Below are 25,269 nucleotides of genomic sequence, written 5' to 3'. Positions count from 1 at the left end.
CTGAAGCACGCTTCGCCGGCCCAGCGTCGGGCCCCCTTCCGGTCCGGAACTCGACCGGGGCTGTTCGCTCGCATCGGTGTCGGCAGGAGAGTTACGTGGCACGGTGAATCTACGTAGATGGCTGGACTGGTCAGGGAATAGCGTTTAGCTGGCTGATTGCAGGTATTAAGTAATCTGTCACCGATAATTACATTATTTAATGCGAGATTCGACAATCGTAGCACCTCCATACTCTGAATCTTAATGGCGAGTTAAAACCGCTGAAACGCGGGGAGAAGGCGCTTGCAGCTGCACCGAACTGTACTCGGTCGGTATCCGGCCTCGGGAAGGTCGCGCGGGAGAGAGTCACGTTCGGGACCGTCGCCAGTCTACCGCACTGCCCGGTGCGCGGGTGCCGCTCACGAGTCGTCGGTCGGTAGCTGTGCGTCGATGAGCTGACTCATCGCACGGCGGAGCCGCTGGGAGACGGCCGACGGGGAGACGCCGAGCCGGTCGGCCAGTTCCGACTGTGTGATCTCACGCGGGACGTTGAAATACCCCGCCTCGTGGGCCTGTCGGAGTGTGTCCCACTGCTCGGGGGTCAGGCCGCTGAGACGCCAGTCGGCCTCGCCGTCGTCCCGGCTCAGGCGGCGGAGCCGAAAGGCGATGTCGTGGGCGCCACAGTAGTCCCGAAGCTGCAGGAACAGCTCCCGCGACCGGAACTGCGCACGGACGTTCCACTCGCCCTCCGACCCGACCACGTCGAGGAGCCGAACGCCGATACGGGTCAGTATCGTCGAGACGGCGAGCACCTCGCCGCCGAGCGTCGCCCGGTAACAGCGACCGTCTGCGTCGTCGCTCAGGAGGAGAAGCTCCAGGACACGCTCCGAGGATTCCAGTGCCTGCTCGAACGTGTCGAGTTCGTCGCCCTGGACAGTAAACACGAGCACTGTCTCGGCCCCGTCCGCGACGACTTGCTCCGGACGGACGGTGACGCCGGGGACGGCCGCCGTCGCCTGTGTCAGTGCGATATCGGCGTGCGTGAGGGTAAACTCACCCCGGAGCGTCCGTAACGGGGGGTCGGGACCGGTGTGTCCACCCTCCCCTTCTGGGTCTGGCGGTGGTCCCACTACGGCTGTCTCACCGCGTTTCCCGTTCGTCGTGTCTCTGTCGGGAACGGTCGCTGCACGGTCCGCCGGACTGGGTACGAGCGCCTCCCCGGGACACGACCCGCTGCCGGGTTCCTCGCAACCCTCTCGACGCGTGTCTCTGCGCGCGTCCGAGCGCGCGGAAATCGGCGACGTATCGGGGACTGTATCGCCCAGGCCAGTCTCGACAGATACATCTGCGCTCGCTACCCGACCGGTGTGTCCGTCGCGGGCGGTTCGACGCACAGTTCCACGTCGGCGTTCGTGTAGAGCACCGCCTGGTTCGACCGGCAGATTCGGTCTTCCGGGACGTTGCGGCTCTCGCCGACGTCGTTGCGGTTCAGGAAGTACGTCGCCGACGTCGTCTGTTCGGTCCGGTAGACGGTCACGTCGTGGGCGACGAGTTCGGTGTCGTTGATGCGGGCCGTGTCGGCCGGATACGACCCCGTCCGCGTGAACAGCGTCTGGTACGGGTGGTCGGTGTAGAGCACCTGGTCGGGCCGGAGGTCGTCGCCGCCGGGCGACCCGGTCATCCGGCCGATGGTGTGGGCGGCGTCTATCTCGGCCTCGGAGTACGCCAGTGCGGCCGACTGGTCGTCGAACACGGGGTTGTCGACGGTGCCGTGGCTCGACATGACCATCGCGCTCGGGAACACGAGCACGAACACGAGGGCGACGGCCGTGAGTAGCCGCCGGTCCAGTTCGGTCGCGAGATACCGTATGCCGATGGCCGAAAGCAGCGCCAGCGGCGCGTAGAGGAACGCGAACCAGCGCTGGGGGATGAAGTTCCGGATACCGAACAGCGGCAGGCCGAGCACGAACACGAGCATGACGGCCGACGCCGCCAGCAGCGTGAACGCGGACTGCTGGGCGCGGTGGCGGTTGACGACGTACAGACAGCCGACGAACGCGCCAAACAGCAACAGGAGAAAGCCGACCGTGTCGACGTACGTCGACAGCGTCTGAGCGAGGGTCACGCTCTGTGCGGCCGCGCCGCCGCCCCCGCCCGACGACTGGCCGGCGAGGTTCAGCACGCCCGCACTGGAGACGAGCGTCTCCTCGAGGTAGCTGAGCACGGTCACCAGAAACGAGTTGCCGTTGTACGGGGTAAACGACCAGAGAAAGGTGATGAAGCCGGCGTCGAACGCCAGCAGGCCGGCGATGTTCAGCGGGTTGCGCGGCCGGAACACGTCCGGTTCCAGCGGCGACCGGTCGAACAGCGAGTGGTTCAGGACGAGATAGGCCAGCAGGCCCGCGGTCAGCACCACGAGCATGATGAACGAGGACACCTGGTGGGTGAGGATGACGGCCGCGCTGAACAGGACCAGCAGGCCGAACTCGCGCCGGCCATAGCCCGTCCGCATCACCCGCAACAGCCAGTACAGCACTGCGAGGAAGAAGAGCAGTCCCATGCTGGTCGGGATGAGGTGGATGCCCCACTCGATGACGTAGTCGCCCAGCGAGAACAGCGCCGCGGCCAGGGCCGCCCATCGGGGTTCGACGAGCAGGCTCGCCGACGAGTAGACGGCCAGTAGCGCGACGGGCATCGCGACCCCGAGCGAGAGGTACAGCCCCAGTCGCAGCGGCACGTCCGCAAGTAGCGCCGTGGCGGCGACGAGCAGGTGATACAGCGGCGACGTGTAGTGTTTGTTGTCGGCGATGGCCTCGACGCTCCCGCTCGTCTGGACGGCGTGGGCCAGTTGCGTGACGTGCGTCCAGATGTCGATGCCGACGAGGCCCGGCGTGACGTACAGCGCGCTCAGGCGGACGACGGCCGCCAGCAGGACGACCTGCCAGAGCACGCGCGTCCGGTCGAACGACCGCTCGTCGACGAAGAGTATCTGGGCGAGCAGCAACGTTCCGGCGACGCCGGCGACGTCGTAGAACAGCAGCGACCGCTCGCCGTGTTCGACGGCGACGACGACCAGCGCGCTCGCACAGACGGTGACGAGTATCGGCAGGAGCCGACGGACGTCGCGCGACAGCGTCGGCAGGCCGGTGGCCGCCCGGTCGTCGCGGACGCCGGCGGCGAGATACAGCAGACAGGCGGTTCCGAGCACCACCGGAATCGTCTCGATGTACACCTGCGAGGCGAACAACCTGAGCGGGAACATGAGGGCGGCGAGACACAGGCCCAGGACGGCCGCGCCGGTGTCGAGCCGCGTCGGCAGCCACCGGTCGAGGGTCCGCTGGACGTTCATGCGGGAACTACTGCCTCCTCGGCGACCGACCGGTACACCCGTTGCAGTCGCCGGCCGAACTGGTCCGGACCGAGTTCGGGAACCCGGTCTCTGGCCGCCGACCGCTGGGCCGCGTCGAGGACGTGTTCCAGCGCCCCGGCGAGTTCGAGGTCGGATCGGCAGACAAACGAGTGGTTCACGTCGGCGAGCGTCTCCGCGACGAAGCCGACGTCGGTGGAGACGACCGGGACGTTGCACGCGGCCGCCTCGCGGACGACCATCGGCCCGCTCTCGCGTTTCGACGTGACGAGGACGGCGTCGCTCGCGTTGAGGTAGTAGGGCATCTCCGCGTGGGACTTGCCCGTTAGTGTCCGCAGTTTTGCGTCGGTGTCGGCCGCGGCGACGACGTTTCGCGCCCGTTCGTAGTCCTTCTCCGGCCGGTCGGGGTCGTAGGGGAACAGGACGACGGACTCGTCCGGGTCCCAGCCGACGTGTGTTCTCGCGGTCGCCCGGTCTATCGGTCGGAACAGTTCCGTGTCGACCGGGAACGGCACGTGGGTGTACGGGCAGTCGACGTACGCGCTCAGCCGCTCGCTGGGCAGAATCACCCGGTCGACCATCGACGCGCCGAACCTGCTCAGCCGTCCGAGCCAGCCGCGCTCACCCATGAGGTCGCTCCCCCAGAACGTCGCCACGACGGGGCCGGTGGGCTGGGCCAGCGCGAACGGCACGGTCAGGCCGTTGTTGGCGTGGACGAGGTCGTATCCGCCCAACCCCCCGTTCACGACCTGCGGGTAGTACCTGAGGTAGTCGACGACCGACCGGGGGTCGTCCGCCGCGTAGTCCCCGGGCACTTCGAGCACCGTGCAGTCGACCCCGCTGTCCCGCAGCGCGGCGACCTGCTGCTCGAAGAAGGAGCGTCGGCCGGTCGTCAGGTGGAGTACGCGCACGTGATTACCCCGTGTGCTTCGCCGGCGTCTCGACCGGGTCGGCGCTCGCAGTCGCTCCGGCCGGGGTCCCGGTTATCTGTTCGACGATGGTGTCGCGCGGGTCGGACTTCGCCGCGAGCAGGTCCTCGCGCCGTCGCCGGAACTCCGCGGCCGGCCGGTCGAGGAACGCGACGGCGGCGTCGACTGCCGACGCGGTGTCGTCCCCGGCGCAGTTTCGCACGAGGCCGAACTCGTGTTCGAGTTCGTCCAGGTAGCCAAGCGTGAGGTCGCTGACGTAGACGGCCGGCGTCCCCAGTACGGCACACTCGGCTGCCGTCGTCCCGCCCTCGCCGACGTAGAGGTCGACGGCCGAGAGGAGGTCGTGGAACCGGCCCGGGTCGATGTCGAACCCGTGCGATTCCAGTCCGTCGGGCAGGTCGCCCTCGGTACTCAACAGCACCGCCGCCCCGTCGGCTTCCAGTCGCTCGACGAGGTCGGCGGGGTCGTCGATACCGCTCGCGCCCACGTCGTGTGACGAACTCCAGTCGCCGAGCCTGACGAGGACGGCCGTGTCGTCGGGGGCCACGCCGACGTCGTCGAGAATCGCCTCGTCCGGTTCGAAGGCCTCCGGATGGAGGTAGGCGAGTTCGTGATACGACGGGTACCGGACCTGCTTGTCGCCGACGTCGTCGCGGAAACAGTCGGGCGTACAGACGGTGTCCGCGAACGGGAAGGCCAGCCGCCGGATGATGGTCGCGTGTTCGGTGTCGTAGAACACGACGCTGCGGGCGCCGACGAGCGGGGCGACGTGGGCGACGGCGACGCCGCCGATGGCCGTCAGCACGTCCGGCTCGAACGCGAGCGCTCGCCGGAGCAGGCGCGCCTCGTAGACGCCTTGTGTGGCCGCGAGCGAGAGCAGCGAGTCCGACTCGCCGGCCAGTACCTCGTACTCGATGGCACAGGCCTCGAGCAGTTCGATGGAGGCCTCGTTGTCCCGGGCGAACACGCGGACGTCGTGTCCGCGTCTGCGCAACGCCGCGATGGCGTGTTTGAAGAAGTGGACGTGGCCGGCGTGCTGAACGGTCACGGCGACCTTCATTCGCGGACCACCCCCGCATCGTTTCGCCAGTCGGAACGCAGCGCGAACCCGAGGGCGAGGCCGCCGGCGCCGAGGAGCGTGGCCGCGCCGGACCAGCTGTCGGCGAGTCGCCCGGGTAACAGACCGGCGAGGGCCACCAGTCCGGCGAGGACGACACCGGCGAGGACGCCGACGACGCCCGCGGTGTACAGCGCCGGCAGGTGTGACTGCCCGCCCCGGACGAGTCTGTGGAGCCGCCAGAGGAACGCCGCCAGTATCGTCGCGGAGGTCTGCCGGACGAAGTCGGTAAACTGGATGGTGCTCTCCTCCTCGCCGTAGATGGCCGGCATCGGCACGTCGGCCACCGTGACGCCGGCGGCGCTCAGGCGGGTGAGCTGGTCGTTGGGGTAGTCGTGGTCGTCGGGGATGGCCTCGATGTCGATGGACTCGAGTGCGTCGAGCGAGATGGCGGTGTAGCCGTTCTGCGGGTCGCGGAGCCCCCAGTACCCGCTCGCGGGCTTCATCAGCAGGGTCAACAGCCCGTTGCCCAGCAGCCGGAAGGGGGGCATCCCGCTCGCGGTGCTGGCGTCGGCGAGCCTGTTGCCCTTCGCGAACCCGGCCCGCCCCTCGACGAGCGGGTCGAGCAGCCGGGACATCTGGTCCGGGTCCATCTGGCCGTCCGCGTCGATGGTGACGGTGGCGTCCATCCCGTCCCGGGCCGAGAGCATGTAGCCCGTCTTGAGCGTCGCCCCGGCACCCCGGTTGACGGTGTGCTGGACGGGGATAATCTGCGTGGCCGCCCCGCCGTGTCCGTCCGACCGTACCCGCCGCTGGCTCGCTTCACCCGTCGTCCCGTCGACCGTGACCACCGGCTGGTCGCTCTCGGCGGCGTACGCCGAAATCACGTCGAACGTCTCGTCGGTCGAGCAGTCGTCGATGGCGTACACCCGGTCGACGTACGCCGGGAGCGACTCGATGACCCCCGCTATGTGGGCGGCCTCGTTGTACGCCGGCAGGACGACCCCGACCGTCTTCCCGCGGTACATCTCAGACCCTCCTGTAGGCGACCTCGTCGGAGACGTCTGTCACGTCGAAGATGCCGTTGACGTCGACGATGGCCGGCGGTTTCGCCATCTCGGCCGCGACGATGTTCGGGTTGAGCTCCCGCAGGTCCTCGTGGGCGCTCCCCAGCAACAGGCCGTCTACACCTTCGAAGGAGAGTCTCTCCCGGCTCTCGATGTCGAGGTGGGCCGCGATGGTCTCGTCGGAGAGGAGCGGGTCGTACCCGACGACCTCGATGCCGTACTCGCGGAGTTCCTCGATTACGGCGCCGATTTTGGCGTTGCGGATGTCCGCGACGTCGGCCTTGTAGGTCAGCCCGGCGACCAGCACGCGGGCGTCGGCAAGCGGCCGCCCGGCCTCGGTCAGCGCCTTGACCATCAGGTCGGCGACGTGTTTCGGCATCGACTCGTTGACCGACCGACTGGCCTCGATGAGGTCCGGGCTGGCCCCCGCCTGTTTCGCCCGGTGCAGCAAGAAGTACGGGTCGACCGGGATGCAGTGGCCGCTGACGAGTCCCGGACGGTAGTCGTGGAAGTTCCACTTCGTCCCGGCCGCCGAGAGGACCGCCTCCGTGTCGATGTCGAGCCGTTCGAAGGTCTTGGCGAGGTCGTTGACGAGGCCGATGTTGACGTCCCGCTGGACGTTCTCGACGACCTTCGCTGCCTCGGCGACCGCCATCGACGGCGCGCGGTGGACGCCAGCGTCGACGACGTGGTCGTACAGCGTCGCGACGTCCTCGGTGACGGCGTCGGTCTGTCCGCTGACGATTTTCACGACGTTGCGGAGCCCGTGGTCCTCGTCGCCGGGGTTCGCCCGCTCGGGGGAGTAGCCGACGGAGAACTCCTCGCCGCAGTCGAGTCCGGACGCGGCCTCGAGCGCGGGCCCCATCACTTCTCGGGTCGCGCCGGGGTAGACGGTGGATTCGAGGATTACCGTCGTCTCCGCCGTCATGTGCTGTCCGACCGTCTCGGCCGCGCTCTCGACGTAGTCGAGTTTCGGGTCGTGGGTCTCGTCGATAGGCGTCGGGACGGTGACGAGGACGTACGACGCCGCTTCGATGGTCGCGGGGTCGGTCGTGAACGTCACCTCGCCGTCCGCGATGGCCGCGTCACCGAGGTCCCCGGTCGTGTCGATGCCCTCGTCGAGACGGTCGACCGTCTCCGCCGAGATGTCGTAGCCGATGACGTCGTAGCCGGACTCGTCGAACCGGACCGCGAGCGGTAGTCCGACGTATCCCAGCCCGACGACACAGACGGTCGTCTCCTCGGGGATGATGTCGCTGTGGTTCTCGGTCGACGCCTTGCCGTCTGGTGTCTGCGTGCGTTGGAGTGGGTTCATGGAGTTCACCGGTCACCAGCCCGTGCCACCGGACGGGCTGTTCTCGTCCACACCACGGCCCTGTGGGGGCATTCCTATACGCCGGGTAAGCGCTTCGAGGGATTTCGAGCGAGGAAACGCGAGGTTCGAGGCCGGTCCGGCGGCGAAAACGGCCGAAGCGGCCAGTCGCTTCCCAACTCCCTAAGCGGGTCCGGAGACGCTCGTCCGAGCGTCGGCCGGTCGCCACTGCTCCCAGTCGCCTCGCCAGGGGAGTAGCTCGGTGCAAGCCCTGTACCGGCCAGTACGTCGGCGTCTCCGGCTCGTGAAGCGCGGGTCGTACTGCTTAAATCTCCGTTAAGTAACCCGAACAGCTGCTGGACTCCCCCGTCAGCGACGACGGGATGAAGCGGCGTATCGAGAAGCGTCGGGCCGGACGGCCGCCGGCTATGGACACTCGTGGAGGCCGAACAGCGCGTCCTCAGTGCTCGGCCGCGGTTTCGAACTGTTCGCGGGTGTTCGCGGGGTCGAGCGTCGGCGCGGTGACGGCCCCGTCGTACTCGACCCTGGGCACGGACCAGATGCCGTGTTCCGTCGCGCTCGCGACGGTCTGCCGGAGCCGCGACTCGTACGCCTCGCCCGCCGCCGCACGGCGAACGGCGGTCGGGTCGTCGACGCCGGCGGCCGCGGCGAACCGGGCGAGGAGGTCGGGCGTCCCCCACTCGTAGCGCTCCTGGGGCTGGTTGACGAACACGGTGGCGAAGTACGTCCAGAACGCCTCGGGGTCGGTCTCCCAGACCGCCAGTCCGGCCCGGGCCGACTGCGGCGCGTCGGCCCCCAGAAACGGGTCGCCGCCGCGGTAGGCGAGCGCCCGGAACCGGACCGACACGTCGCCGGGACGGACGAAGTCGTCGGCGAGCCCCGGGAGCTGGGTCAGGACGAACTCGCGCGTGTAGGGGCACTTCCAGTTGCCGTAGACGGTGACCGTCGCCGTCGCCTCGCCCATCGTCGGGGAGGCGGTGTCGTCGGGGACCGCGACGGAGCCAAACGATAGCTCGGGTCGGGTTATCTCTACGTCGTCGGCCGACCACCCCGTATCGGTGGGTGACGACGGTGACTGGTCGGTTCGGCGCTCCGTCGGGGTGGTATCGGGCGGTGGAGAGTGTGAATCGGTCGTTGTCTCGGGCCGTTTCGACGCGCGTGCGCCGTCGGCTGCGTTGACGAGGCTCGCACAGCCGGTGGTGGAGACGGCCGACCCCGTCGCGAGCGCGGCGACGAAGCGTCGTCGTGACGTCTGGTCTGGCATCGTCCGTGCATCGACTGGTATCCGGTTCATTATTGAGCCGGTAAGCGACGCGGTGCGAAGCGTGCCGCCACTGCGACCGAACGCGGCCAGACGGCCGACTCAGCCACCCTCCCGCTTAGTCCCTGTATAGGAATGGCCCATACGAACCACGGTTCGGACGAGCCCTGCCCCTCCTGACGGGCGTGGGTGAGAGACATATGACCGCAAGCACGCCATCACCACCGTCCAGTCGCGCCGAGTACGGAACCGCCCAGCCACACGCAGCGTCGGGTTGTGACAGTCACATCGCCGCGACCGGAGGTGGTCGCTGATGTGTGGTATCATCGCTCGTGCCAGCCCGGACGACGCCGTCGGGGCCCTCGTCGACGGCCTCGAACGCCTGGAGTACCGCGGCTACGACTCCGCGGGCGTCGCCGTCCAGCACGACGCCGGCATCGCCGTCCACAAGCACGCGGGCGAGGTGGCCGACGTTCGCGACGAGATTCAGGCCGCGGCGCCCGCCGGGTCGGTCGGCATCGGCCACACCCGCTGGAGCACACACGGGCCGCCGACCGACGCGAACGCCCATCCACACACGAGCGACGGCGGGACGGTGGCCGTCGTCCACAACGGCATCATCGAGAACCACGCGGAACTGCGAGGCTTCCTCAGCGAACGGGGCTACGAGTTCACGAGCGACACCGACACGGAGGTCGTCCCGCACCTCGTCGAGCACTTCCTCGGCCAGGCGGACGAGACGCTGACGGCGTTTCGACGCGCGGTCGACCGGCTCGAGGGGAGCTACGCCATCGCCGCCGTCGTGGAGGGCGAGGACCGCGTCTACGCGACCCGGGCCGGGTCGCCGCTCGTGCTGGGCGTCGACGACGACGCCTGCTACCTCGCGAGCGACATCCCCGCGTTCATCGAGCACACGCGCGACATCGTCTACCTCGAGGACGGCGACGTCGTGGTCGCGGAGCCAGACGGTGCCCAGGTGTTCGACGCCGACGCCAGTCCCGTCGAGCGGCGGCGCGAGCGCGTCGACTGGAACTCCGAGGAGGTCGGCAAGGGCACCTTCGACCACTTCATGCTCAAGGAGATACACAGTCAGCCAGCCTCTCTCGGCAAGACCACCCGCGGGCGGATTGCCGACGACAAGCGGGGCGTCCGCCTCGAGGAACTCGACACCGGGGTTCTCGACGGCGTCGCGGACGTCCACTTCGTCGCCTGTGGCACGTCCTATCACGCGGCGCTCATCGGGGCGCGGATGCTCTCCGACGTCGGCGTTCGGACGCGTGTGTTCCGGGCCAGCGAGTACGCGAAGACCGCGGGGCCGGTCTCGGAGACGACGCTCGTCGTCCCGGTCACCCAGAGCGGCGAGACGGCGGACACGCTGTCGGCGCTTCGGACGGCGAACGAGCGTGGGGCCGCGACGATGACGGTCACGAACGTCGTCGGGTCGACGGCCGCGCGCGAGGCCGACGAGAGCCTCTTCATCCGTGCCGGACCGGAAATCGGCGTCGCCGCGACCAAGACCTTCACGTCCCAGGTGGTCACGCTGACGCTGCTCGCACAGCAACTGGCGGCGGACCTCCCCGGGGCGACCCCCCGCGACGACCTCCCCGAACTCCTGACGGCGTTGGAGCGGATTCCCGAACACGTAGAGCAGGTCGTCACGTCCAGTCGGGCGAGCGACCTGGCGACGCGGCTGCTGGAGTACGACGCGTACTTCTTTATCGGCCGGGGGATGAGCCAGTCGGTCGCGCTCGAAGGCGCCCTGAAGTTCAAGGAGATAACCTACGAGCACGCCGAGGGGTTCGCGGCCGGGCAGTTGAAACACGGCCCGCTCGCGCTCGTCACGCCCGAGACGCCAGTCGTGGGTGTGTTCACCGGCGAGGAGGCCGGACAGACGGTCACCAACGCGATGGAGGCCAGGACGCGCGGGGCCGAGATAATCGGCGTCGGGCCGGCGGGCGGCCCCGGCGAGGCGGCGTCTGATATCTATCTCACCGTCCCGGACACGCATCCGGTGTGTCAGAACCTCCTCGCGAACGTCCAGTTGCAGCTGTTTGCCTACCACACCGCGAAGGAACTGGACCGCTCGATAGACAAACCGCGGAACCTCGCCAAGAGCGTCACCGTCCAGTGATGACCCCGGAGCTGACAGCCGTCGAACGGGACGTCCGACCGATGAACAAGGAGCTGTTCGGCGTCTTCGGCGGCCGCCGGACCTTCGAGCAGTTCCGGTCGCCGGCGGCGTTCGACCGCCTCGTCTCGGGCCCGAACCTGACCGTCGGTGTCCGGAGTTCGGAACTCGGCGTTCCGGGCCGGACGACAGCGTGTGAAACCGACGACGGCGCCTGTGTGCTCTGGGGCGAGGTGTATCCGCGGTCTATCGACGGCGACCAGCCGGCGTCGTGGCTGCTCGAGGAGTACGGCCGACGCGGCCCCGAGGCACTGAGCGCGCTGAACGGCTCCTTCGTCGCGGTCGCCGACCACGACGACCGGGGCGGCATCGTCGCGACGGACAGCGTCCGGAGCCGCGAGTGCTACTACGCCGACACGCAGGGCGCGCGCGTGTTCGGGACGGACCCGGCGACTGTCGCCGCGGCGGTCCCCGCCCCGACGGTCGAGTACGAACCCCTGCTCGAGTTCCTGTACTTCGGCATCGTGTTCGACGACCGGACGGTGCTCGAGCAGGTCAGGCGCGTCCCGTTCGACAGCTGGGTGTCGGCCACGGGAACGGGTGAGCTCGGACGGTTCGTCTACGACCCCCGGGAGTTCGACTACGCCACGGAGCTGGCCGAACGGCTTCGCCGGGCGCTCGAACGCCGCGACGACCTCCCGGGCAAGAAGGGCGTCCTCCTGAGCGGCGGGTACGATTCCCGGACGATACTGGCCGGCATCTCGGACCTGGAGACGGCCTACACCGTCGGCGAGCGGGACAGCGCCGAACTGTCGGTGGCGGAGAAGCTCGCGAGCCAGTACGGTATCCGCCACCGGACGCTCACGGCCGACGAGCGGTACCTGAACACGGACCTCGAGACGGTCAGGTACGGACACGGCATCATGGAGTCGCTACACATCCACCACGCCGGCTACATGGACCAGCTCGACGTCCGGACCATCTACCACGGCGGGCTGGCCGATACCGTCATGCGGGGCCACTTCCAGCCGATAAGCGGCGTTGAACTGTTCGACCGCAAGTGCCCGCCGTACCGCATCGACCCGGACCCGGACGTCACGAGCCACTTCGCCCAGAAGTTCGGCTACCTGCCCGCCGCCGAGTGCCTGTCCCGGGACGGCATCGTCGTCGAGGAGTCCGGCAAGGCGTTCCTCAACCGCCGCGTCGAGGAGGTGCTTGACCGCTGGGACCACCGCTTCGACAACCTCCACGACGGGATGGCCCTGTTCGGCATGCTGAACCAGCCCTCGCGGCCGTTCCGGTTCCAGTTGTGCGACCAGTTCATCGAGTCCTGTGTCTCCCTGGACGCTGAGCTCATCGAGTGGCACCTCGCCACGCCGCCGGAGAGACGGACCACACAGACCTACATCAAGGCGCTTCGGAAGCTCGACGGCGACATCCTCCACCACCGCCCGCCGGACAGACCCCACGACTCCTACACGTTCAACCAGATAGACAACTTCCTGCGGCGGGCCATGCCGTTCGTCTCCGGGTACGACGGGCCGTGGCCCGACCGCGAGCGGCTGTACGAGCAGTCCGACCTCGACCGGGAGATATTCGACGGCTGTCCCGACGTCCAGGAGCTCCCCTGGCGGCTCAAACTCCGCATCAACGACATCTCCACCTGGCTGGAGTCGACCGGCGCGCAGGACGCCGTCGATCCCTGTACGCTCGTCGCGTTCGACGGCGACCACGAGTCGGTGCCGGGTCGGCGTGGGCAGAGCTGACCGTCGCGTCGTCTCTACCGCCCATGAACAGCTAGCCGTCTCGGGCGTACTGGCGGTCCAGTGTGTCGACAACTCGGACCACGGTCGCATCCGGACGTTGACTGGTAATGGCGCGTTCGCGGTAGTTTTCGATATTAGTCCGGTTGTAAATTACGGTGCGTTCGTCAGCTGGCCGTTAACGGACAATTAAACACATTTTCCGCGTTTGATGCTGTTAATTAAACAGTTTTTGCGTCATCTGCTACGTGTCTGACGGATAGCGGACGCGGCCGTAAGTGATATCCGTAAAACGCGAGATTGACTCGCAAGTATGTCTGGGTCAAAGGTGAAGCGTCTGGTAACTATTCTGTTAGGGGTATCGGTGGTCTTGCTGTTGTCTACCGGGGTCGCGGCCGGTTCGGAGACGACAGTGGACCACGGAAACGAGACGACCGGGTCGATAGCGTCAGTGGGTCACACGCACACGGCGGACACCATCGGAAACACCACGTACGTCTGGCGGCACACCTCCCAGGGGCTGACCGTCGAGACGTATCTCCTGAGCGTCGAGACGGCGTCAGCCAGCAACGAGTCTACCGTCTGTCTCTCTCACAACGGCACCACGACGTGTCGCGCGCTGGGCAACGAGACGACCGTCTCCTTCGAGATTTCGCGGAACGCGACCGAGCGGTCGACGGGGGTCGACATCTCCCTCTGGGACGGGTCCCCGGGCGAGGTTATCGACAACGAGTCCTACACCTTACAGCCGCTCTCGCGCCTCGACGACGCCGACCGGGACGGCCTCAACAACGCGGCGGAAGTACGCCTCGGTGCGGACCTCACGGCGAACGACACGGACGGCGACGGCATCACCGACGGGGTCGAAGCCACGGCGTACAACACCTCGATTGTCGCGGCGGACACGGACGGTGACGGGCTCTCCGACGCCCGGGAGCTGTTCGAGTACGAGACGTCGCCGACCGCGGCGGACACGGACGGCGACGGGATTACCGACGACGTCGAGGTCGCCGCCGGCTACAACGCGACCGCACCGGACACCGACGGTGACGGGGTCCTCGACGGGGCGGAACTCGCCGCAGGGACCGACCCGACGCTTGCAGACACCGACGGGGACGGCGTGGGCGACGGCACCGAACGTGACCTCGGGAGCGACCCCCTGGCCACGGACACGGACAGCGACGGCCTCGCCGACGGCCGCGAACAGCAACTCGGAACGGACCCCACGAAGTCGGACACCGACGACGACGGGCTCAGCGACAGCCGCGAGACGGCCATCGGGAGCGACCCGCTGAGCGGAGACACCGACGGCGACGGCCTCTCCGACGGCAGCGAACTAGAACGGAGTAGCGACCCGCTGGCCGCCGACACCGACGGCGACGGCCTCGCCGACGGCCGCGAAGTAGCGGTCGGGACCGCGCTCCTGAACCCCGATAGCGACGGCGACGGCCTCACCGACGGCCGCGAGCAGCGACTCGGGACCGACCCGACGACCGTCGACTCCGACGGCGACTACCTGAGCGACGGCGTCGAGTCGACGCTCGGCACGGACCCGACCAGTCGACTGACGCTGGTGTGGCTATCCGCGCTCGGGGGCACGCTCGTCTGTACCGGGTTGCTGGTGCCGTCCATTCGCCGTGGCTACATCAGCAACGCCGTCGACCGCGTCCGGGGAGTCGAGGACGCGGTCGTGGGACGGCAGGCGACGACCGAGAGCGAGGTAGTCACAGACACGGCGGATGCGGGGCCTGGCGACGAGGACACCGGCGGGGACGCGAGCCCCACGTCCGCAGCGGCGGTCGTCGAAGCGCGCTCCGACGACGGCCTGGTCACCGACTCGGAGCTCGTCGGGGAGATGCTCCGAGCCGAGGACGGGCGGATGAAACAGAGCCACATCGTCGAGACCACCGACTGGTCGAAGTCGAAGGTGAGCCGGGTCCTCTCGAAGAAAGCCGACGACGGAGAAATCACGAAGCTCCGCCTCGGTCGTGAGAACCTGGTCTGCCTCGAACACGCCCAGCCCGCGGTGGTAACCTCCGACCCACGCACCGACACCGGGTTGTCACCCCCCAACGGGGCCGTCTCGGGCGGCATCTGACCCGCGTCGACGCCCCCTGCCGGCCGCGTCCGTACGACCGGTCTCACAGTGGCATCTTCGGTGCCAGACCCGCCACAGGGCCCCGACACCGTGCGGGACGCGAGTAGCCGACAGCCGGGGCACTGGTCCGTCGACAACTGTCCGCCGGCCGAACGAGCACCCTCCCGCGTCCGGAGACCGCGGAGTTTTCGACCGAAACGCCGGGTAGAGCCGTGGCTCCCTCGCTCGAACCCGATTTTCGTCGTCTGCCGACCGGTCTCGAATCCCGCGAAAACGCCCGGTTAAACGTTTAATGAACCGTTTTCCCGTCGTTGAAACGACTGAAACAGTTGGAGTGCTCGAAACCTGTCGGGACGTTCGACCCTTTATATCTGGATATGGGCTGAAGCGGGAATCGAACATGAGCGACTCACAGACCGCACAGACCGACGACGATGGCGCCCAGACGGAAATCGCCAGCCGGGACGCAGACGGGAGCGCGGACGAAGCGAGTGCCCACGCGGACGCGGACACGCAGACGGAGTTGACCCGGGACGACATGTTCCACGTCCTCCAGTGTCGCCGGCGTCGCCTTGTCCTCAAATATCTCCAGGAGTACGACGGCGACGGTCCCGCCCGTATGAGCGACATCGCGGAGCACATCGCGGCCGTCGAACACGACACCACGGTCGACGCCCTGCAGTCACAGGAGCGCCAGCGGGTCTACATCGCGCTCTATCAGTCTCACCTGCTCAAGATGGACAAGGTCGGCATCATCAACTACAATCAGAGCCGTGGCTACGTCGAGGCGACGCCGCTGGCCGAGCGGTTCGCCGGCTATCTCGGCAGCGAGCCGTCGCTGCTGGGCGACGGGACAGACGACGACGGGCGGCCCGGGACGGCCGCCGATATCACGGACGGGCCCGTCGACCAGCGGTGGTACAGACGGTATCTCTACGCCGCCGGCGGGAGCCTCGCCGTGTTCTCCGCGCTGGCGAGCGGGGTGCTACCGATGCCGTCGACCCAGTTCGGCGTCGGCATCCTCGTGAGCGTCCTGTTCGCGCTGCTGGCGACGAGCCACTGGCTGAGCGAGTCCTCGCCGGAGTTCGCGCGGACGCTCCCCGAGCGACTCAGGAACTGAATGGCACCGATGATTCGGATACGAACGGCGGTTGGTGGTGGAGACGACCGGACGGAGGGTCGATAGGACATGCCGGTGCCCTCACCGCTCCTCTCGATGACGGGACCGGTCGGTTCCGACGGCGAGTCGAGTCCGACGTCGTCCACCATCGACGAGACCACCGTCTACGAGATACTCAGCAACGAACGGCGACGCCGCTGTCTCAAGTTACTGGTCGACTCCGACGACGTGTGGGCGGTCCGCCAGTTGAGCGAACGGATCGCAGCCGACGTCGCGGGGCCGTCCGGGTCCGCCGACGACATCTACGACAGCGTCTACATCTCTCTGTGTCAGACCCACCTGCCGAAGCTAGACGACGCCGACCTCGTGGTGTACGACGCCACGGCCAAGACGGTCACGGTCGGGCCGGCGGCGGACGCGCTGCGCCGGTACTGGTTCCCGGCGGCGACCACGACCGACGACTCGGGCGGGGACGTGCCGCTGGCGCTGGCTCTCAGTTCCTGCACCCTCATCGGTCTCGGTGTGGGGTCCCTCCTCCCGACGCTCGCCACTCCGCTCCTGGTCGCCGTCGTCGTCTGCAACCTCGCCGTCCTCGCGGTCGGGATAGGCCGACGCTTCGACGCTGGCGACCGCTAGCCGCCGGTTTTCGTCTGCCCGCAGCTTCTCCGTGCCAACCCCCGTCGAGAGTCTCGTCGGTCAGCGACGACGCGTTCCCGCGGTTCAGCCGACGGTAATCGTCACGTCGTCGCCGTCTTTCAGATGGTACTCGCCCGGGTCGACCGCCTCGCCGTTGACCTCGTAGGTCACCGTCGTCTCAGCGTCGTCGGTCGTCCCGTCGATAGTGAGCGAGTCGTCGGCGTAGTCGACGCCGTGCAGCGAGTCGAGCGCGTACTCGAGCGTCAGGTTCGCCGAGTGGGAGTGCCAGTACTCCCCGACGCCGCCCTCGAAGTGGAAGTACCGGTCGTTGGACTGATAGCGCGACTGGCTGAAGTCCACTTCCTCGCCGTCGACGGTGACGGTCATGTCACCGTGGATGTGCTGCTGTTCGTTGTCGATGTACGTCCCCGGGAGGGAGGCGTTCATCCCGGGCGTCTCGACCGTGACCCAGACCTCGTCGCCGTCCGCGAGTGTCACGGCTTCGGGGTCGACCGACTCGCCGTTGACCCGGTATGAGAGAGTCGTGCCGTCGCCGGCCGTGTAGGTCTCGCCGTCCACGCTGAGGGCGGTCCCGGTCGCCGAGATACCGAGTCGGGACAGGGCCGTCGCGAGCGTGAGGTCGGCGCTCGACTCCCACGTGTGCGGTCCGGCCACGTCGAAGCCGTCGCCGGCCTCGTCACGGGCCGGCAGCGACAGCTCGTCGGCCGCGACGACGACCGTCAGTTTCCCCGTGGCCGCGTCGCCGGTCGTGTTCGTCGCCGTAGTCTGGGTCGACTCGGTCCCGTCGTGACTGTGGCTATGGTCGTGACCGTGTCCGTCCGTCGCTGTACTGGTCTGGGTCTGCTGTGCCGTCGTCGTGTCCGTCGCCGACGGTGTGGTCGCACTTTCACTCGCCCCCAGGCCGGCACACCCGGCCCCGAAGACGAGCAGTCCGGCGACGAACACCGTGAGCAACGGTCGTGTCGATATGTCGAACATCACGTACGCCTCGGGAGAAGACGGTGGGGCGGTTTACTACGCGGCTGGTAGTGCCGTTTATCGGGTGGGTAACCCCCACAGCGGGCCGACGCTGTTACAGAGCGGGTGTTGTGGGGCGGTTCGCGCGGTTTCGGTGGCCCCGGAGCGACCGGGAGCCGACCTTACCCGCCGAGTAGTAAGAACCGTCGCGGACAGAGTGGGAGGCGCATGAAACCCAACGTATCACACTCGACCGCGACGGCGATACTCGTCGCCGTGGTCGTCCTGCTCGCCGGGTGTTCCGGCCTCAGCGAAGCGGGACCGTCGACGCCGGCAGACGACAGCGTCGCCACCGAATCGACTCCCACGACTACGACCGAGACGCCAGAGCCGGCGCTCTCCGGCCGGCTACTCGTGGTCGTCGAAGGGGAGGAACGCCACCTCTCGACCAGCGCTGACAGCGACTTCCGGTTCGACGACCAGGACCGACACACGTGGCACGCGACGGAGTCGATGTCGCTGGCCGCCGCGCTGGAGACGGCCGGCGTCAATGCGACAGACGAGTCACTGACTATCGACGGCCGGACCTACGACGAGAGCGACGAGAACACGACGATTACGTACCGCGTCGCCGGGACACCCATCGAGGACCCCCGCGAGTACCGGCTCGAAGACCTCGACCCCGCACACGAACTCGTCGTTCGCGTCGACACCGACGGGCAGCAGTCGGCGGACCGGCTGCTCGACCAGTCTCACCCGCACTCCCACGGACAGCTAGACATGACGGTGGCGGGCGAGCCGGTCGAGTTCACGCAGGACCGCTACGTCCTGGCGAGCGAGCGGTTCCACTTCCACGGCGACGAAGGTGGCGAGCGGTGGCACGCCCACTCGCTCTCTCTCACCGTCGCCGACGCGCTCTCGACGTTCCCCGGCACGAACGTCTCCGGCGACACGATGACCTACGACGGGACGACCTATCGCGAGAACGGGACCAGCAGTTCGTTCGTCGTCACCGTCGACGGCGACCGGGTCGACCCCGACACGTACGTGCTGAAAGACGGTGACCAGGTGGCGGTGACGCTCGACGAGACCGACCCGTAGCCGCCGGCCCGAACCCGGCTTCAGCCGGCGGCCGACTTTGTGACAGTCGCTACCTCCTTTCGATGCGCTCGCTGAGCCACGCCGCCGCCTCGCTCACGGCCTCGGGGTCGTCGCCGGTCGTTTTCACGCGGTCCGGCGCGTCGTCTTTCCGGGGATAGCTCCCGACCACGGCGAAGGCCACTCAGCGGGCCAGCGCTTCGAAGACCTTCGCCTCTATTTTCCGGAGGTGGGTGCCGACGGTCGACGGCGCCAGGCCGACCGCCTCGGCGACGTCTTCCTGTGTCGCCTCGCGGGGGGCCCGGTAGTAGCCGACGTCGACGGCGGCCGCGAGGACGTCCGCCTGGCGGTTCGTCAGCGAGCGGGTGAACCACCGGGCGTCGGGGTCGTACTCGCCGGTCTGGACGACTTCGAGGTCGAACGCCGCCGTCTCCGCCGCGTCGAATATCGCCCTGAACGCCGAGTCGTCGCCCAGGAAGGTGACCGTCTGGCTCCCGCCGTCGCCAAAGCGGATGGGCGTCTCGACGACGACGTCGGCCCGCCGCTGCCACGCGAGAATCCGTCGGACCGGCTCGGTCGGTTCGAACTGGCTCACGGCCATCCACCGTTCCTCGCCCGAGAGCATGTACCGGTGAACGGACGGCGAGGCGGCCATGATGGTTTCGTAGCGCTCTCTGTCGCCGCTCCCCTCGGCGAGTGTCAGCACCGTCCCGTCGTCGAGCAGTTCCACGTGGTGAATCGCCTCGCGCCGTACCGCCGACTCGGCCGACAGCTGCTGTCCGAGCGGGTGGAACCCCCCGCTTTCGGTCGGGACCAGCCGCACCGTCAGATACCGCATACGACCGCCAACACGGCCACGCGACTTAAAGAATCGTGGATAACCCACACCAGCCCGTTCCGTGTCGCGCCCCTCGATACGGACATGGCGAACCACGCTACGGAACCGACGCCGTCGAAGCAGGCCCACACGACTCGGACGGTCTCCGGCGACTGGTCGGACCGGGACATCGCTATCGTCGGCGGCGGTATCTGCGGGCTCACCGCCGCGGTCGCGCTCGAACAGCGCGGGCACTCGCCGACGGTGTACGAGGCCGCCACCGAGTACAGACCGGTCGGTGCGGGCATCCTCCTCCAGACGAACGCCTTGCTCGTCCTGGACCGCCTCGGTCTCGCCGACGCCGTCTGTGCCGCCGGCACGCGGCTCGACGGCGGCGGACTGCGCTCACCGGAGGGTCGGTTCATGACGCGGTTCGACCTGGACGGCGTCGAACGCCGGGAGTTCGGCTACGGGTTCGTGGCTATCCACCGGGCCGACCTCCAGCGCATCCTCCTGGAGGAACTGGACACCGACGTCCGAACCGGGATGGACTGTGTCGGCGTCGACGGGACCGAGTCGCCGGTCGTCCACTTCGAGGACGGGACCACCGTCCGGCCCGACATACTCGTCGGGGCCGACGGCATCCACTCGACGGTCCGCGACGCGGTCGCCCCCGATGTCGATCCGCGCCCGCTCGACGGTGTCGCCTACCGCGCGCTCGTCACGCTGGAGCTCCCCGAAGCGTACCGGACCCAGGGGTTCGAGATATGGGGCGACGGCGCCTACGCGGGCGGCTCGCCCGTCGACGAGGACCGGTTCTACTGGTTCGCGACCGCGCCCGAGCCACTCACCGCCGACGACGCGGCCCCCGAGACGGTCGAGGCGGCGCTGCGGGACCACCTTGCGGGCTACCCCGAGCCGATTCCCGCGATTCTGGACGGCCTCGACCCCGCGGAACTCGTCGTGACCGGCCTCGAAGACCTCCCCTCCCTGCCGACCTGGTCCCGGGGCCGCGTCGTCCTCGCCGGCGACGCCGCCCACGCCATGTTACCCTTCGCCGGCCAGGGCGCCGCACAGGCCATCGAGGACGGACTCGGTCTGGCGGACACAATCGACACGTACGGGAGCCACGAGCGTGCGTTCGCGGCTTACGAGGGCGAACGCAAGCCCCGCGCCGACCGGGTGCGCGCCGAGTCCCGGCGCCTCGGTCGCCTCGGGACGATGCAGTCGACGCTGGGCTGTCGGCTCCGGAACGCCGTCATCGACGGCATCCCCGACGCGGCGATTCGGCGGGTTCGACGGCGACAGGCCGCCGGCACGTCCCTCCCGAACTCAACACCCTAGCCACGAGATATGGACTATACACCCACCACTCCGCGTTCCCAGCCATGAGCACCCATCCACCCACGAGCGTCCTGCTGCCGACCGTCTCCCCGACAGCCGTCGTCGGAGAACTGACCGAGCAGCTCAGCCCGTCCGACGAACTGCTCGTCGTCTGTGACAGCGAGACCGACGCCATCGCCGACGCCGTCGCGGACCGGCCCGAGAACGTGCGGCTCGTCGTCGCTGGCGAGCCCGACGGCTGCTCCGGGAAGGCAAACGCCGTCGCCGCCGGCATGGAGGCCGCCAGCAACGACCGCCTCGTCTGGACCGACGACGACTTCCACCACCCGGCCGACTGGCTCGACCGACTCAACGGCGACTACGACCGGCATGGCCCGACGACCGAACTGCCCTTCTTCGTCGGTCGGGACCCGCTCGCCGTCCTCCTCGAACCGCTCTACGCCGTCGCCGGCACGGTCGGGACCTACGCCGGGGACATCGCGTGGGGCGGCGCCGTCGTCTTCGAGCGCGACGACCTGCCGGACTGGGACGCGTTCCTGTGTGACCTGGGCCGGACGGTCAGCGACGACGGCCTGCTCACCGACCGCGTCGATATCACACCGGTGTGGCGGACCCGCCGCGTCGAGATGGGCGGGACCATCCGGGAGAGCCTCGAGCGGCACGTCCGCTTCACCAAGCTCGGCCGGCACCACGACCCCGCGGGAAGCACGACCAACGCGGTCCTGGGCACGCTCGCGACGATAGGCGGGCTGGCGTTCCCCCTGCCCGTGGCCGCCGTCCTGACGCTCGCGCTCGCGTGTGTCTACACTGCCGCCGGTCGCCGGCGATGGACGTTCCTGCTCGCCTACCCGGCGGTAATGATCTCGATGCCGCTCATGCTGTACGGACTCGCGCGTCGGACCTTCGTCTGGGGCGGCCGCCGCTACCGCTGGCGCGAGCCGTTCGACGTCGAGAGCGAAGGCGTCTGAGCCGGACTGGGAACTGCCTGCCACCGTGGCGCAGTGGCGAGTGTCGAACGCTCGGACGTTCACCAGTCAACTCCGGACCCGAGGGCCTAACCGTCTCCTCCGCCACCGTCCGGTATGGACGTTCCCACCGTCTCGAACGGGCTTCCGGCACTCGGACTCGGCACCTACAAGAACACGGGCGAGCAGGCCACGGAAAGCGTCGAGACGGCGCTTAAGATGGGGTATCGCCACGTCGACACCGCGGCGTACTACGACAACGAGGCGGCGGTCGGCGCCGGTATCGAGGCGTCGTCGGTGCCCCGCGAGGAGGTCGTCGTCGCGACGAAGCTCTGGTACGACGACCTGGCCGGCGACGACGTGGTTCCGGCCGCGAAGGCGAGCCTCGACCGACTCGGCCTGGACTACCTCGACCTGCTGTACGTCCACTGGCCGAACGATACCTACGACGCCGCGGAGACGATGGCGGCGTTCAACGACCTCCACGACGAGGGCCTCGTCGACAACGTCGCGGTGAGCAACTTCACGCCCGAACAGCTCGGGACCGCACAGGACCACTCCGCGGCCCCCATCGTCGCGAACCAGGTCGAGTGTCACCCGCTCCTCCAGCAGGACGAGTTGCGCGAGTACTGCGCGGACGAGGGCGTCACCCTCGTCGCCTACGCGCCCATCGCCCGCGGGAACGTGTTCGACGTCCCCGAACTGACCGAGGTGGCCGAGAAACACGACGCCAGCGAGGCCCAGGTCAGCCTGGCGTGGCTCCGCCAGCACGACATCGCGGCGATTCCGAAGGCGACCGGCGAGGGCCACATCCGCGCGAACTGGGAGAGTCAGGAGCTTTCCCTGGACGACGACGACCTCGCGAAGATAGACACTCTCGGCCGCGAGGAGCGGCTCATCGACCCCGGCTTCGCGGCGTGGTGAGGGACGCCGTCTCAGGCGTCCGTGGTGGTCCCGCTGGGGGCCGAGAGACGGAGCCGCGTGCTGGCGTCGACGGCGTCCGCGGGCACGAAGATATCGGTGGTGAGCGCCGTCGTCGCGCCCGGGTTGATCCGCCCCGCGTCACAGCTCCGACTGGCGATGGCCGAGCCGGTGGCGTCTAACAGCGTGACGACGGCCGCGACGTCGGCCGCTTCGCCGTCGTTGGTAATCTCGAACTCGACGCTCCCGAGCCGGTCGGCGAGGGCTGTAACGGCCGTCTCCGTGCCGGTGTCGTCGTAGAACGCGACCCGGTCGAGTCGCAGGTGGTTGCGCGTACTGACGTAGCGAAAGAGCCGGTCGGACAGCTCCTCGTAGAGCCGGTCGCCCTCCGAACCGACCTCGAAGAGGGTCCCGATGGGGTTGAGGTCCGCCCGCAGGTCGCTGGCTATCGTCGCGCGGTTCTCGGTGTTGGTCTTCAGCCGGCGGTAGTCCTCGATGAACGGGTCGAACGCCGGCGGGAGGGTCCCGTCGAACATGTCGGCGAACGCCCGGAGTTCGGCGTCGAAGTTGATAATCGGGGGCAGGGGAGCGGACGGTCTCTCGGTGGGAACCCACGGCTTCGCGGCCGGTCGCCGCTCGCCCGACGTGGCGTTCGCCGGCGTCTCCCGCCCGAAGTAACCGACCCGTTCGAGGGCCGCGGCGAAGCCGGCGGTGAGCACGGTGACGAAGACCACGCCGGCCGTGAGCAGGTTCGAGACGGGGTCCGGGAGCGCGAACTGGAACAGCGCGATGAACACGCAGGTCACGATGCCGACGACGAGGAGGAACGAACCGAGCGTGGCGCCGGGGCCGGTGAGGAACTCGATGCCGCCGAGGAACGTCGAGTCGGTCGTCCCGTCGGGGGCGGACTCCGGGCCGTCGACGAGACGGTCGTGTCGGGTCATCTCAGTCACCCACCGCGACGTCGGTCCGGTCCGTGCCGGCGGCACGGCCGAGCACCTGGACGAGGTGTGAGACCCAGAGCCCGGCGGTGAACCCGAAGAGGGTCCCGACGGCCGTGAGCCGGAGGGGGTCCGCGAGCGGCGCGACCGCGACGAGGATACACAGGGCCCCGAAGACGAGCATGAGGCCGTACTGGATACGTGTCTGCTGACTCAACCGCTGTAGCGTTGCGAGCATGACGGGTACCCCTACGGGCCGGGACAGAATAACTACGATTGTTGACATAAGATGCCGGGTAGCCACCACGAACGCGTGTCGTGCGTGAGGATACTGCCGACGCGGCGGGGCGTCGGAGCCGCGACCGTCGGGGGAGCGTCGCCGGTCAGAGCACCACTCGCTCGACGTCGAGCGGGGTGGCCCGGCGGACGACCGCTTCGACCGGGTCCGCCGTGCCGGCCAGGTTGTCCGAGTCGCCGTCGAGGACGATGAGCGCTGCCCGTCGGCCGGGCTCGATACGCCCGCAGTCCAGCCCCGCGATGTCGGCGCCGGCCGTCGTCGCCATCCCCAGGACCTCGCGGGCGCTCACGTCGAAGTGCGTCGCCGTGTAGGCCATCTCGCGGAACATGTTCGGCGGGTTCAGCATCACGTTGTCCGTCCCGAGCGCGACGGTCGTGTGGTCGAGTAAGTCCCGTATCGGCGGGCGGCCCACGCCGAGGACCGCGTTGGCCCCCGGACAGGCCACGATGGGGACCGACTGGTCGGCGACCCGGTCGAGGTGGTCCTGGTCGGCGTGGACCATGTGGACGAGCAAATCGGGGTCGAGGTCGAGCGCGGGGTGGATATCCGACGGGTTCGGCTCGCCGGCGTGGATGGCGAAGGGCCGGCCGCGCTCGGCGCAGGCGGCCCGCTCGGCGGTGAAGTCGTCGTCGTTCGCCCCCGACGCGCCGTAGCCGTCGGCGACGTCGAGGACGGCGGTCTCGTCGCTGCCGAAGACGAACGGCTCGACGTCGAGCGGCGCGGCGGCGTCACGGAGCGCCCGGGCGCCCTCGACGCCGAACTCCCGGAAGTCCAGCGCGGAGACGGTGCCGGTGCGCTGGGCGTACCGGAGCGTCCGGCGCATGGCCGCCACGAGTTCCGCCCGGTCGGCCGCTCGCAGTCGGCGGTGTTTCAGACTGTCCGGCGGTACCACGGCGTCGTCGAGCGACAACCCGACGGCGGCGTCCTTGGCGACGCTGTCGCCGAGGTGGGTGTGTGCGTTGACGAACGCCGGGAGGACGATATCGGTCGAGTCGGTCTCGGCTTCCTCGACGGCCTCGATACGGCCGTCCTCGACGACCACGCGGCCACGCGTCGGCTCGAACGACTCACCCGCGAGAACGGTCCCGGCTAGTTCCTCCATACCCGGGGTCCGGAGCGGGGACTGATATGGGTTTCTACGGCCGCTGCCTCCGTGGGCAGAACGGACG

22 protein-coding genes are annotated in these 25,269 nt (G+C 68.6%); 9 read left to right on the top strand and 13 right to left on the bottom strand.

What is annotated here, in order from left to right:
* Window positions 1-398: 398 nt before the first annotated feature.
* The 7 genes from NDI86_RS11020 to NDI86_RS10990 form a co-directional block, all read right to left on the bottom strand.
* The gene (locus tag NDI86_RS11020; RefSeq protein WP_310900477.1) at window positions 399-1,109 is read right to left on the bottom strand and encodes a helix-turn-helix domain-containing protein; all 711 of its coding nucleotides are present in this window, start codon (window positions 1,107-1,109) and stop codon (window positions 399-401) included.
* Between the two features lie 224 nt (window positions 1,110-1,333).
* A complete protein-coding gene (locus NDI86_RS11015; RefSeq protein ID WP_310900476.1) occupies window positions 1,334-3,328 on the bottom strand; it encodes a hypothetical protein in 1,995 nt (664 codons plus the stop codon).
* Complete coding sequence (locus NDI86_RS11010) at window positions 3,325-4,257, bottom strand: glycosyltransferase family 4 protein (protein ID WP_310900475.1); 933 nt, start codon at window positions 4,255-4,257, stop codon at window positions 3,325-3,327. Before NDI86_RS11010 ends, NDI86_RS11015 begins: the two co-directional genes overlap by 4 nt.
* 4 nt (window positions 4,258-4,261) lie before the next feature.
* Window positions 4,262-5,335 (bottom strand): DUF354 domain-containing protein, encoded by a 1,074-nt coding sequence (locus NDI86_RS11005; RefSeq protein WP_310900474.1) that lies wholly within the window; start codon window positions 5,333-5,335, stop codon window positions 4,262-4,264.
* Window positions 5,332-6,360 carry a glycosyltransferase family 2 protein gene (locus NDI86_RS11000; RefSeq protein ID WP_310900473.1) on the bottom strand — a complete coding sequence of 343 codons (1,029 nt, stop codon included), beginning with the start codon at window positions 6,358-6,360 and terminating at the stop codon, window positions 5,332-5,334. Before NDI86_RS11000 ends, NDI86_RS11005 begins: the two co-directional genes overlap by 4 nt.
* 1 nt (window position 6,361) lies before the next feature.
* The gene (locus NDI86_RS10995) at window positions 6,362-7,714 is read right to left on the bottom strand and encodes a nucleotide sugar dehydrogenase (protein WP_310900472.1); all 1,353 of its coding nucleotides are present in this window, start codon (window positions 7,712-7,714) and stop codon (window positions 6,362-6,364) included.
* A gap of 457 nt (window positions 7,715-8,171) precedes the next feature.
* The gene (locus NDI86_RS10990; RefSeq protein ID WP_310900471.1) at window positions 8,172-8,996 is read right to left on the bottom strand and encodes a DsbA family protein; all 825 of its coding nucleotides are present in this window, start codon (window positions 8,994-8,996) and stop codon (window positions 8,172-8,174) included.
* 310 nt (window positions 8,997-9,306) lie between these two features.
* Between NDI86_RS10990 and glmS the strand changes: the two genes are divergently transcribed.
* From glmS to NDI86_RS10965, 5 genes are all read left to right on the top strand, one after another.
* The gene (glmS, locus tag NDI86_RS10985; RefSeq protein ID WP_310900470.1) at window positions 9,307-11,124 is read left to right on the top strand and encodes a glutamine--fructose-6-phosphate transaminase (isomerizing); all 1,818 of its coding nucleotides are present in this window, start codon (window positions 9,307-9,309) and stop codon (window positions 11,122-11,124) included.
* Window positions 11,124-12,887, top strand: coding sequence for an asparagine synthase-related protein (locus tag NDI86_RS10980; protein ID WP_310900469.1), 1,764 nt, complete (start codon window positions 11,124-11,126; stop codon window positions 12,885-12,887). Before glmS ends, NDI86_RS10980 begins: the two co-directional genes overlap by 1 nt.
* A 409-nt stretch (window positions 12,888-13,296) precedes the next feature.
* Complete coding sequence (locus tag NDI86_RS10975) at window positions 13,297-14,982, top strand: DUF7343 domain-containing protein (RefSeq protein WP_310900468.1); 1,686 nt, start codon at window positions 13,297-13,299, stop codon at window positions 14,980-14,982.
* Window positions 14,983-15,382: 400 nt separating this feature from the next.
* Window positions 15,383-16,102 carry a DUF7344 domain-containing protein gene (locus tag NDI86_RS10970; RefSeq protein WP_310900467.1) on the top strand — a complete coding sequence of 240 codons (720 nt, stop codon included), beginning with the start codon at window positions 15,383-15,385 and terminating at the stop codon, window positions 16,100-16,102.
* A gap of 69 nt (window positions 16,103-16,171) precedes the next feature.
* Window positions 16,172-16,738 carry a DUF7344 domain-containing protein gene (locus NDI86_RS10965; protein ID WP_310900466.1) on the top strand — a complete coding sequence of 189 codons (567 nt, stop codon included), beginning with the start codon at window positions 16,172-16,174 and terminating at the stop codon, window positions 16,736-16,738.
* Window positions 16,739-16,822: 84 nt separating this feature from the next.
* Here NDI86_RS10965 and NDI86_RS10960 read toward each other — a convergent pair whose 3' ends face one another.
* On the bottom strand, window positions 16,823-17,737 hold the full coding sequence (locus NDI86_RS10960; RefSeq protein WP_310900465.1) for a cadherin-like beta sandwich domain-containing protein: 915 nt from the start codon (window positions 17,735-17,737) through the stop codon (window positions 16,823-16,825).
* Between the two features lie 207 nt (window positions 17,738-17,944).
* Between NDI86_RS10960 and NDI86_RS10955 the strand changes: the two genes are divergently transcribed.
* Window positions 17,945-18,817 (top strand): hypothetical protein, encoded by an 873-nt coding sequence (locus NDI86_RS10955; RefSeq protein WP_310900464.1) that lies wholly within the window; start codon window positions 17,945-17,947, stop codon window positions 18,815-18,817.
* A 49-nt stretch (window positions 18,818-18,866) separates the two neighbouring features.
* On the opposite strand, the gene NDI86_RS10950 is transcribed toward NDI86_RS10955, so the two are convergent.
* Both NDI86_RS10950 and NDI86_RS10945 read right to left on the bottom strand, forming a co-directional pair.
* Entirely contained in the window at window positions 18,867-18,998 is a 132-nt protein-coding gene (locus tag NDI86_RS10950; protein ID WP_310900463.1) for a hypothetical protein, read from the bottom strand.
* Window positions 18,999-19,652 carry a helix-turn-helix domain-containing protein gene (locus tag NDI86_RS10945; RefSeq protein ID WP_310900462.1) on the bottom strand — a complete coding sequence of 218 codons (654 nt, stop codon included), beginning with the start codon at window positions 19,650-19,652 and terminating at the stop codon, window positions 18,999-19,001.
* 84 nt (window positions 19,653-19,736) lie between these two features.
* Here NDI86_RS10945 and NDI86_RS10940 point away from each other — a divergent pair, with 84 nt between their 5' ends.
* The 3 genes from NDI86_RS10940 to NDI86_RS10930 all read left to right on the top strand — a co-directional run bounded on the left by NDI86_RS10940 (window position 19,737) and on the right by NDI86_RS10930 (window position 22,864).
* Window positions 19,737-20,975, top strand: coding sequence for an FAD-dependent monooxygenase (locus NDI86_RS10940; RefSeq protein ID WP_310900461.1), 1,239 nt, complete (start codon window positions 19,737-19,739; stop codon window positions 20,973-20,975).
* Between the two features lie 44 nt (window positions 20,976-21,019).
* Window positions 21,020-21,943 (top strand): glycosyltransferase family 2 protein, encoded by a 924-nt coding sequence (locus NDI86_RS10935; RefSeq protein ID WP_310900460.1) that lies wholly within the window; start codon window positions 21,020-21,022, stop codon window positions 21,941-21,943.
* 114 nt (window positions 21,944-22,057) lie between these two features.
* Complete coding sequence (locus NDI86_RS10930) at window positions 22,058-22,864, top strand: aldo/keto reductase (protein ID WP_310900459.1); 807 nt, start codon at window positions 22,058-22,060, stop codon at window positions 22,862-22,864.
* Between the two features lie 11 nt (window positions 22,865-22,875).
* On the opposite strand, the gene NDI86_RS10925 is transcribed toward NDI86_RS10930, so the two are convergent.
* From NDI86_RS10925 to NDI86_RS10915, 3 genes are all read right to left on the bottom strand, one after another.
* Window positions 22,876-23,805 (bottom strand): hypothetical protein, encoded by a 930-nt coding sequence (locus tag NDI86_RS10925; protein ID WP_310900458.1) that lies wholly within the window; start codon window positions 23,803-23,805, stop codon window positions 22,876-22,878.
* 1 nt (window position 23,806) lies between these two features.
* Complete coding sequence (locus tag NDI86_RS10920; RefSeq protein ID WP_310900457.1) at window positions 23,807-24,040, bottom strand: hypothetical protein; 234 nt, start codon at window positions 24,038-24,040, stop codon at window positions 23,807-23,809.
* Between the two features lie 145 nt (window positions 24,041-24,185).
* Window positions 24,186-25,202: an amidohydrolase family protein gene (locus NDI86_RS10915; RefSeq protein WP_310900456.1), complete on the bottom strand. Its 1,017-nt coding sequence runs from the start codon at window positions 25,200-25,202 to the stop codon at window positions 24,186-24,188.
* Window positions 25,203-25,269 lie beyond the last annotated feature (67 nt).

Source organism: Haloarcula onubensis (assembly GCF_031624605.1).
Taxonomy (GTDB): domain Archaea; phylum Halobacteriota; class Halobacteria; order Halobacteriales; family Haloarculaceae; genus Haloarcula; species Haloarcula onubensis.
The sequence above is the reverse complement of the archived record's forward strand: the minus strand, read 5'-3'. Positions and strand labels throughout refer to the sequence as shown.

Excerpts from the sequence above, each read along its gene's own strand:
- NDI86_RS10970 (WP_310900467.1), top strand. The coding sequence starts at position 15,383 with ATGAGCGACTCACAGACCGCACAGACCGACGACGATGGCGCCCAGACG.
- glmS (WP_310900470.1), top strand. The coding sequence starts at position 9,307 with ATGTGTGGTATCATCGCTCGTGCCAGCCCGGACGACGCCGTCGGGGCC.
- NDI86_RS10935 (WP_310900460.1), top strand. The coding sequence starts at position 21,020 with ATGAGCACCCATCCACCCACGAGCGTCCTGCTGCCGACCGTCTCCCCG.
- NDI86_RS10945 (WP_310900462.1), bottom strand. The coding sequence starts at position 19,652 with ATGCGGTATCTGACGGTGCGGCTGGTCCCGACCGAAAGCGGGGGGTTC.
- NDI86_RS10995 (WP_310900472.1), bottom strand. The coding sequence starts at position 7,714 with ATGAACCCACTCCAACGCACGCAGACACCAGACGGCAAGGCGTCGACC.
- NDI86_RS10980 (WP_310900469.1), top strand. The coding sequence starts at position 11,124 with ATGACCCCGGAGCTGACAGCCGTCGAACGGGACGTCCGACCGATGAAC.
- NDI86_RS11000 (WP_310900473.1), bottom strand. The coding sequence starts at position 6,360 with ATGTACCGCGGGAAGACGGTCGGGGTCGTCCTGCCGGCGTACAACGAG.
- NDI86_RS10920 (WP_310900457.1), bottom strand. The coding sequence starts at position 24,040 with ATGCTCGCAACGCTACAGCGGTTGAGTCAGCAGACACGTATCCAGTAC.
- NDI86_RS11015 (WP_310900476.1), bottom strand. The coding sequence starts at position 3,328 with ATGAACGTCCAGCGGACCCTCGACCGGTGGCTGCCGACGCGGCTCGAC.
- NDI86_RS10955 (WP_310900464.1), top strand. The coding sequence starts at position 17,945 with ATGAAACCCAACGTATCACACTCGACCGCGACGGCGATACTCGTCGCC.
- NDI86_RS11005 (WP_310900474.1), bottom strand. The coding sequence starts at position 5,335 with ATGAAGGTCGCCGTGACCGTTCAGCACGCCGGCCACGTCCACTTCTTC.
- NDI86_RS10925 (WP_310900458.1), bottom strand. The coding sequence starts at position 23,805 with ATGACCCGACACGACCGTCTCGTCGACGGCCCGGAGTCCGCCCCCGAC.
- NDI86_RS10960 (WP_310900465.1), bottom strand. The coding sequence starts at position 17,737 with ATGTTCGACATATCGACACGACCGTTGCTCACGGTGTTCGTCGCCGGA.
- NDI86_RS10965 (WP_310900466.1), top strand. The coding sequence starts at position 16,172 with ATGCCGGTGCCCTCACCGCTCCTCTCGATGACGGGACCGGTCGGTTCC.
- NDI86_RS10940 (WP_310900461.1), top strand. The coding sequence starts at position 19,737 with ATGGCGAACCACGCTACGGAACCGACGCCGTCGAAGCAGGCCCACACG.
- NDI86_RS10915 (WP_310900456.1), bottom strand. The coding sequence starts at position 25,202 with ATGGAGGAACTAGCCGGGACCGTTCTCGCGGGTGAGTCGTTCGAGCCG.
- NDI86_RS10990 (WP_310900471.1), bottom strand. The coding sequence starts at position 8,996 with ATGCCAGACCAGACGTCACGACGACGCTTCGTCGCCGCGCTCGCGACG.
- NDI86_RS10930 (WP_310900459.1), top strand. The coding sequence starts at position 22,058 with ATGGACGTTCCCACCGTCTCGAACGGGCTTCCGGCACTCGGACTCGGC.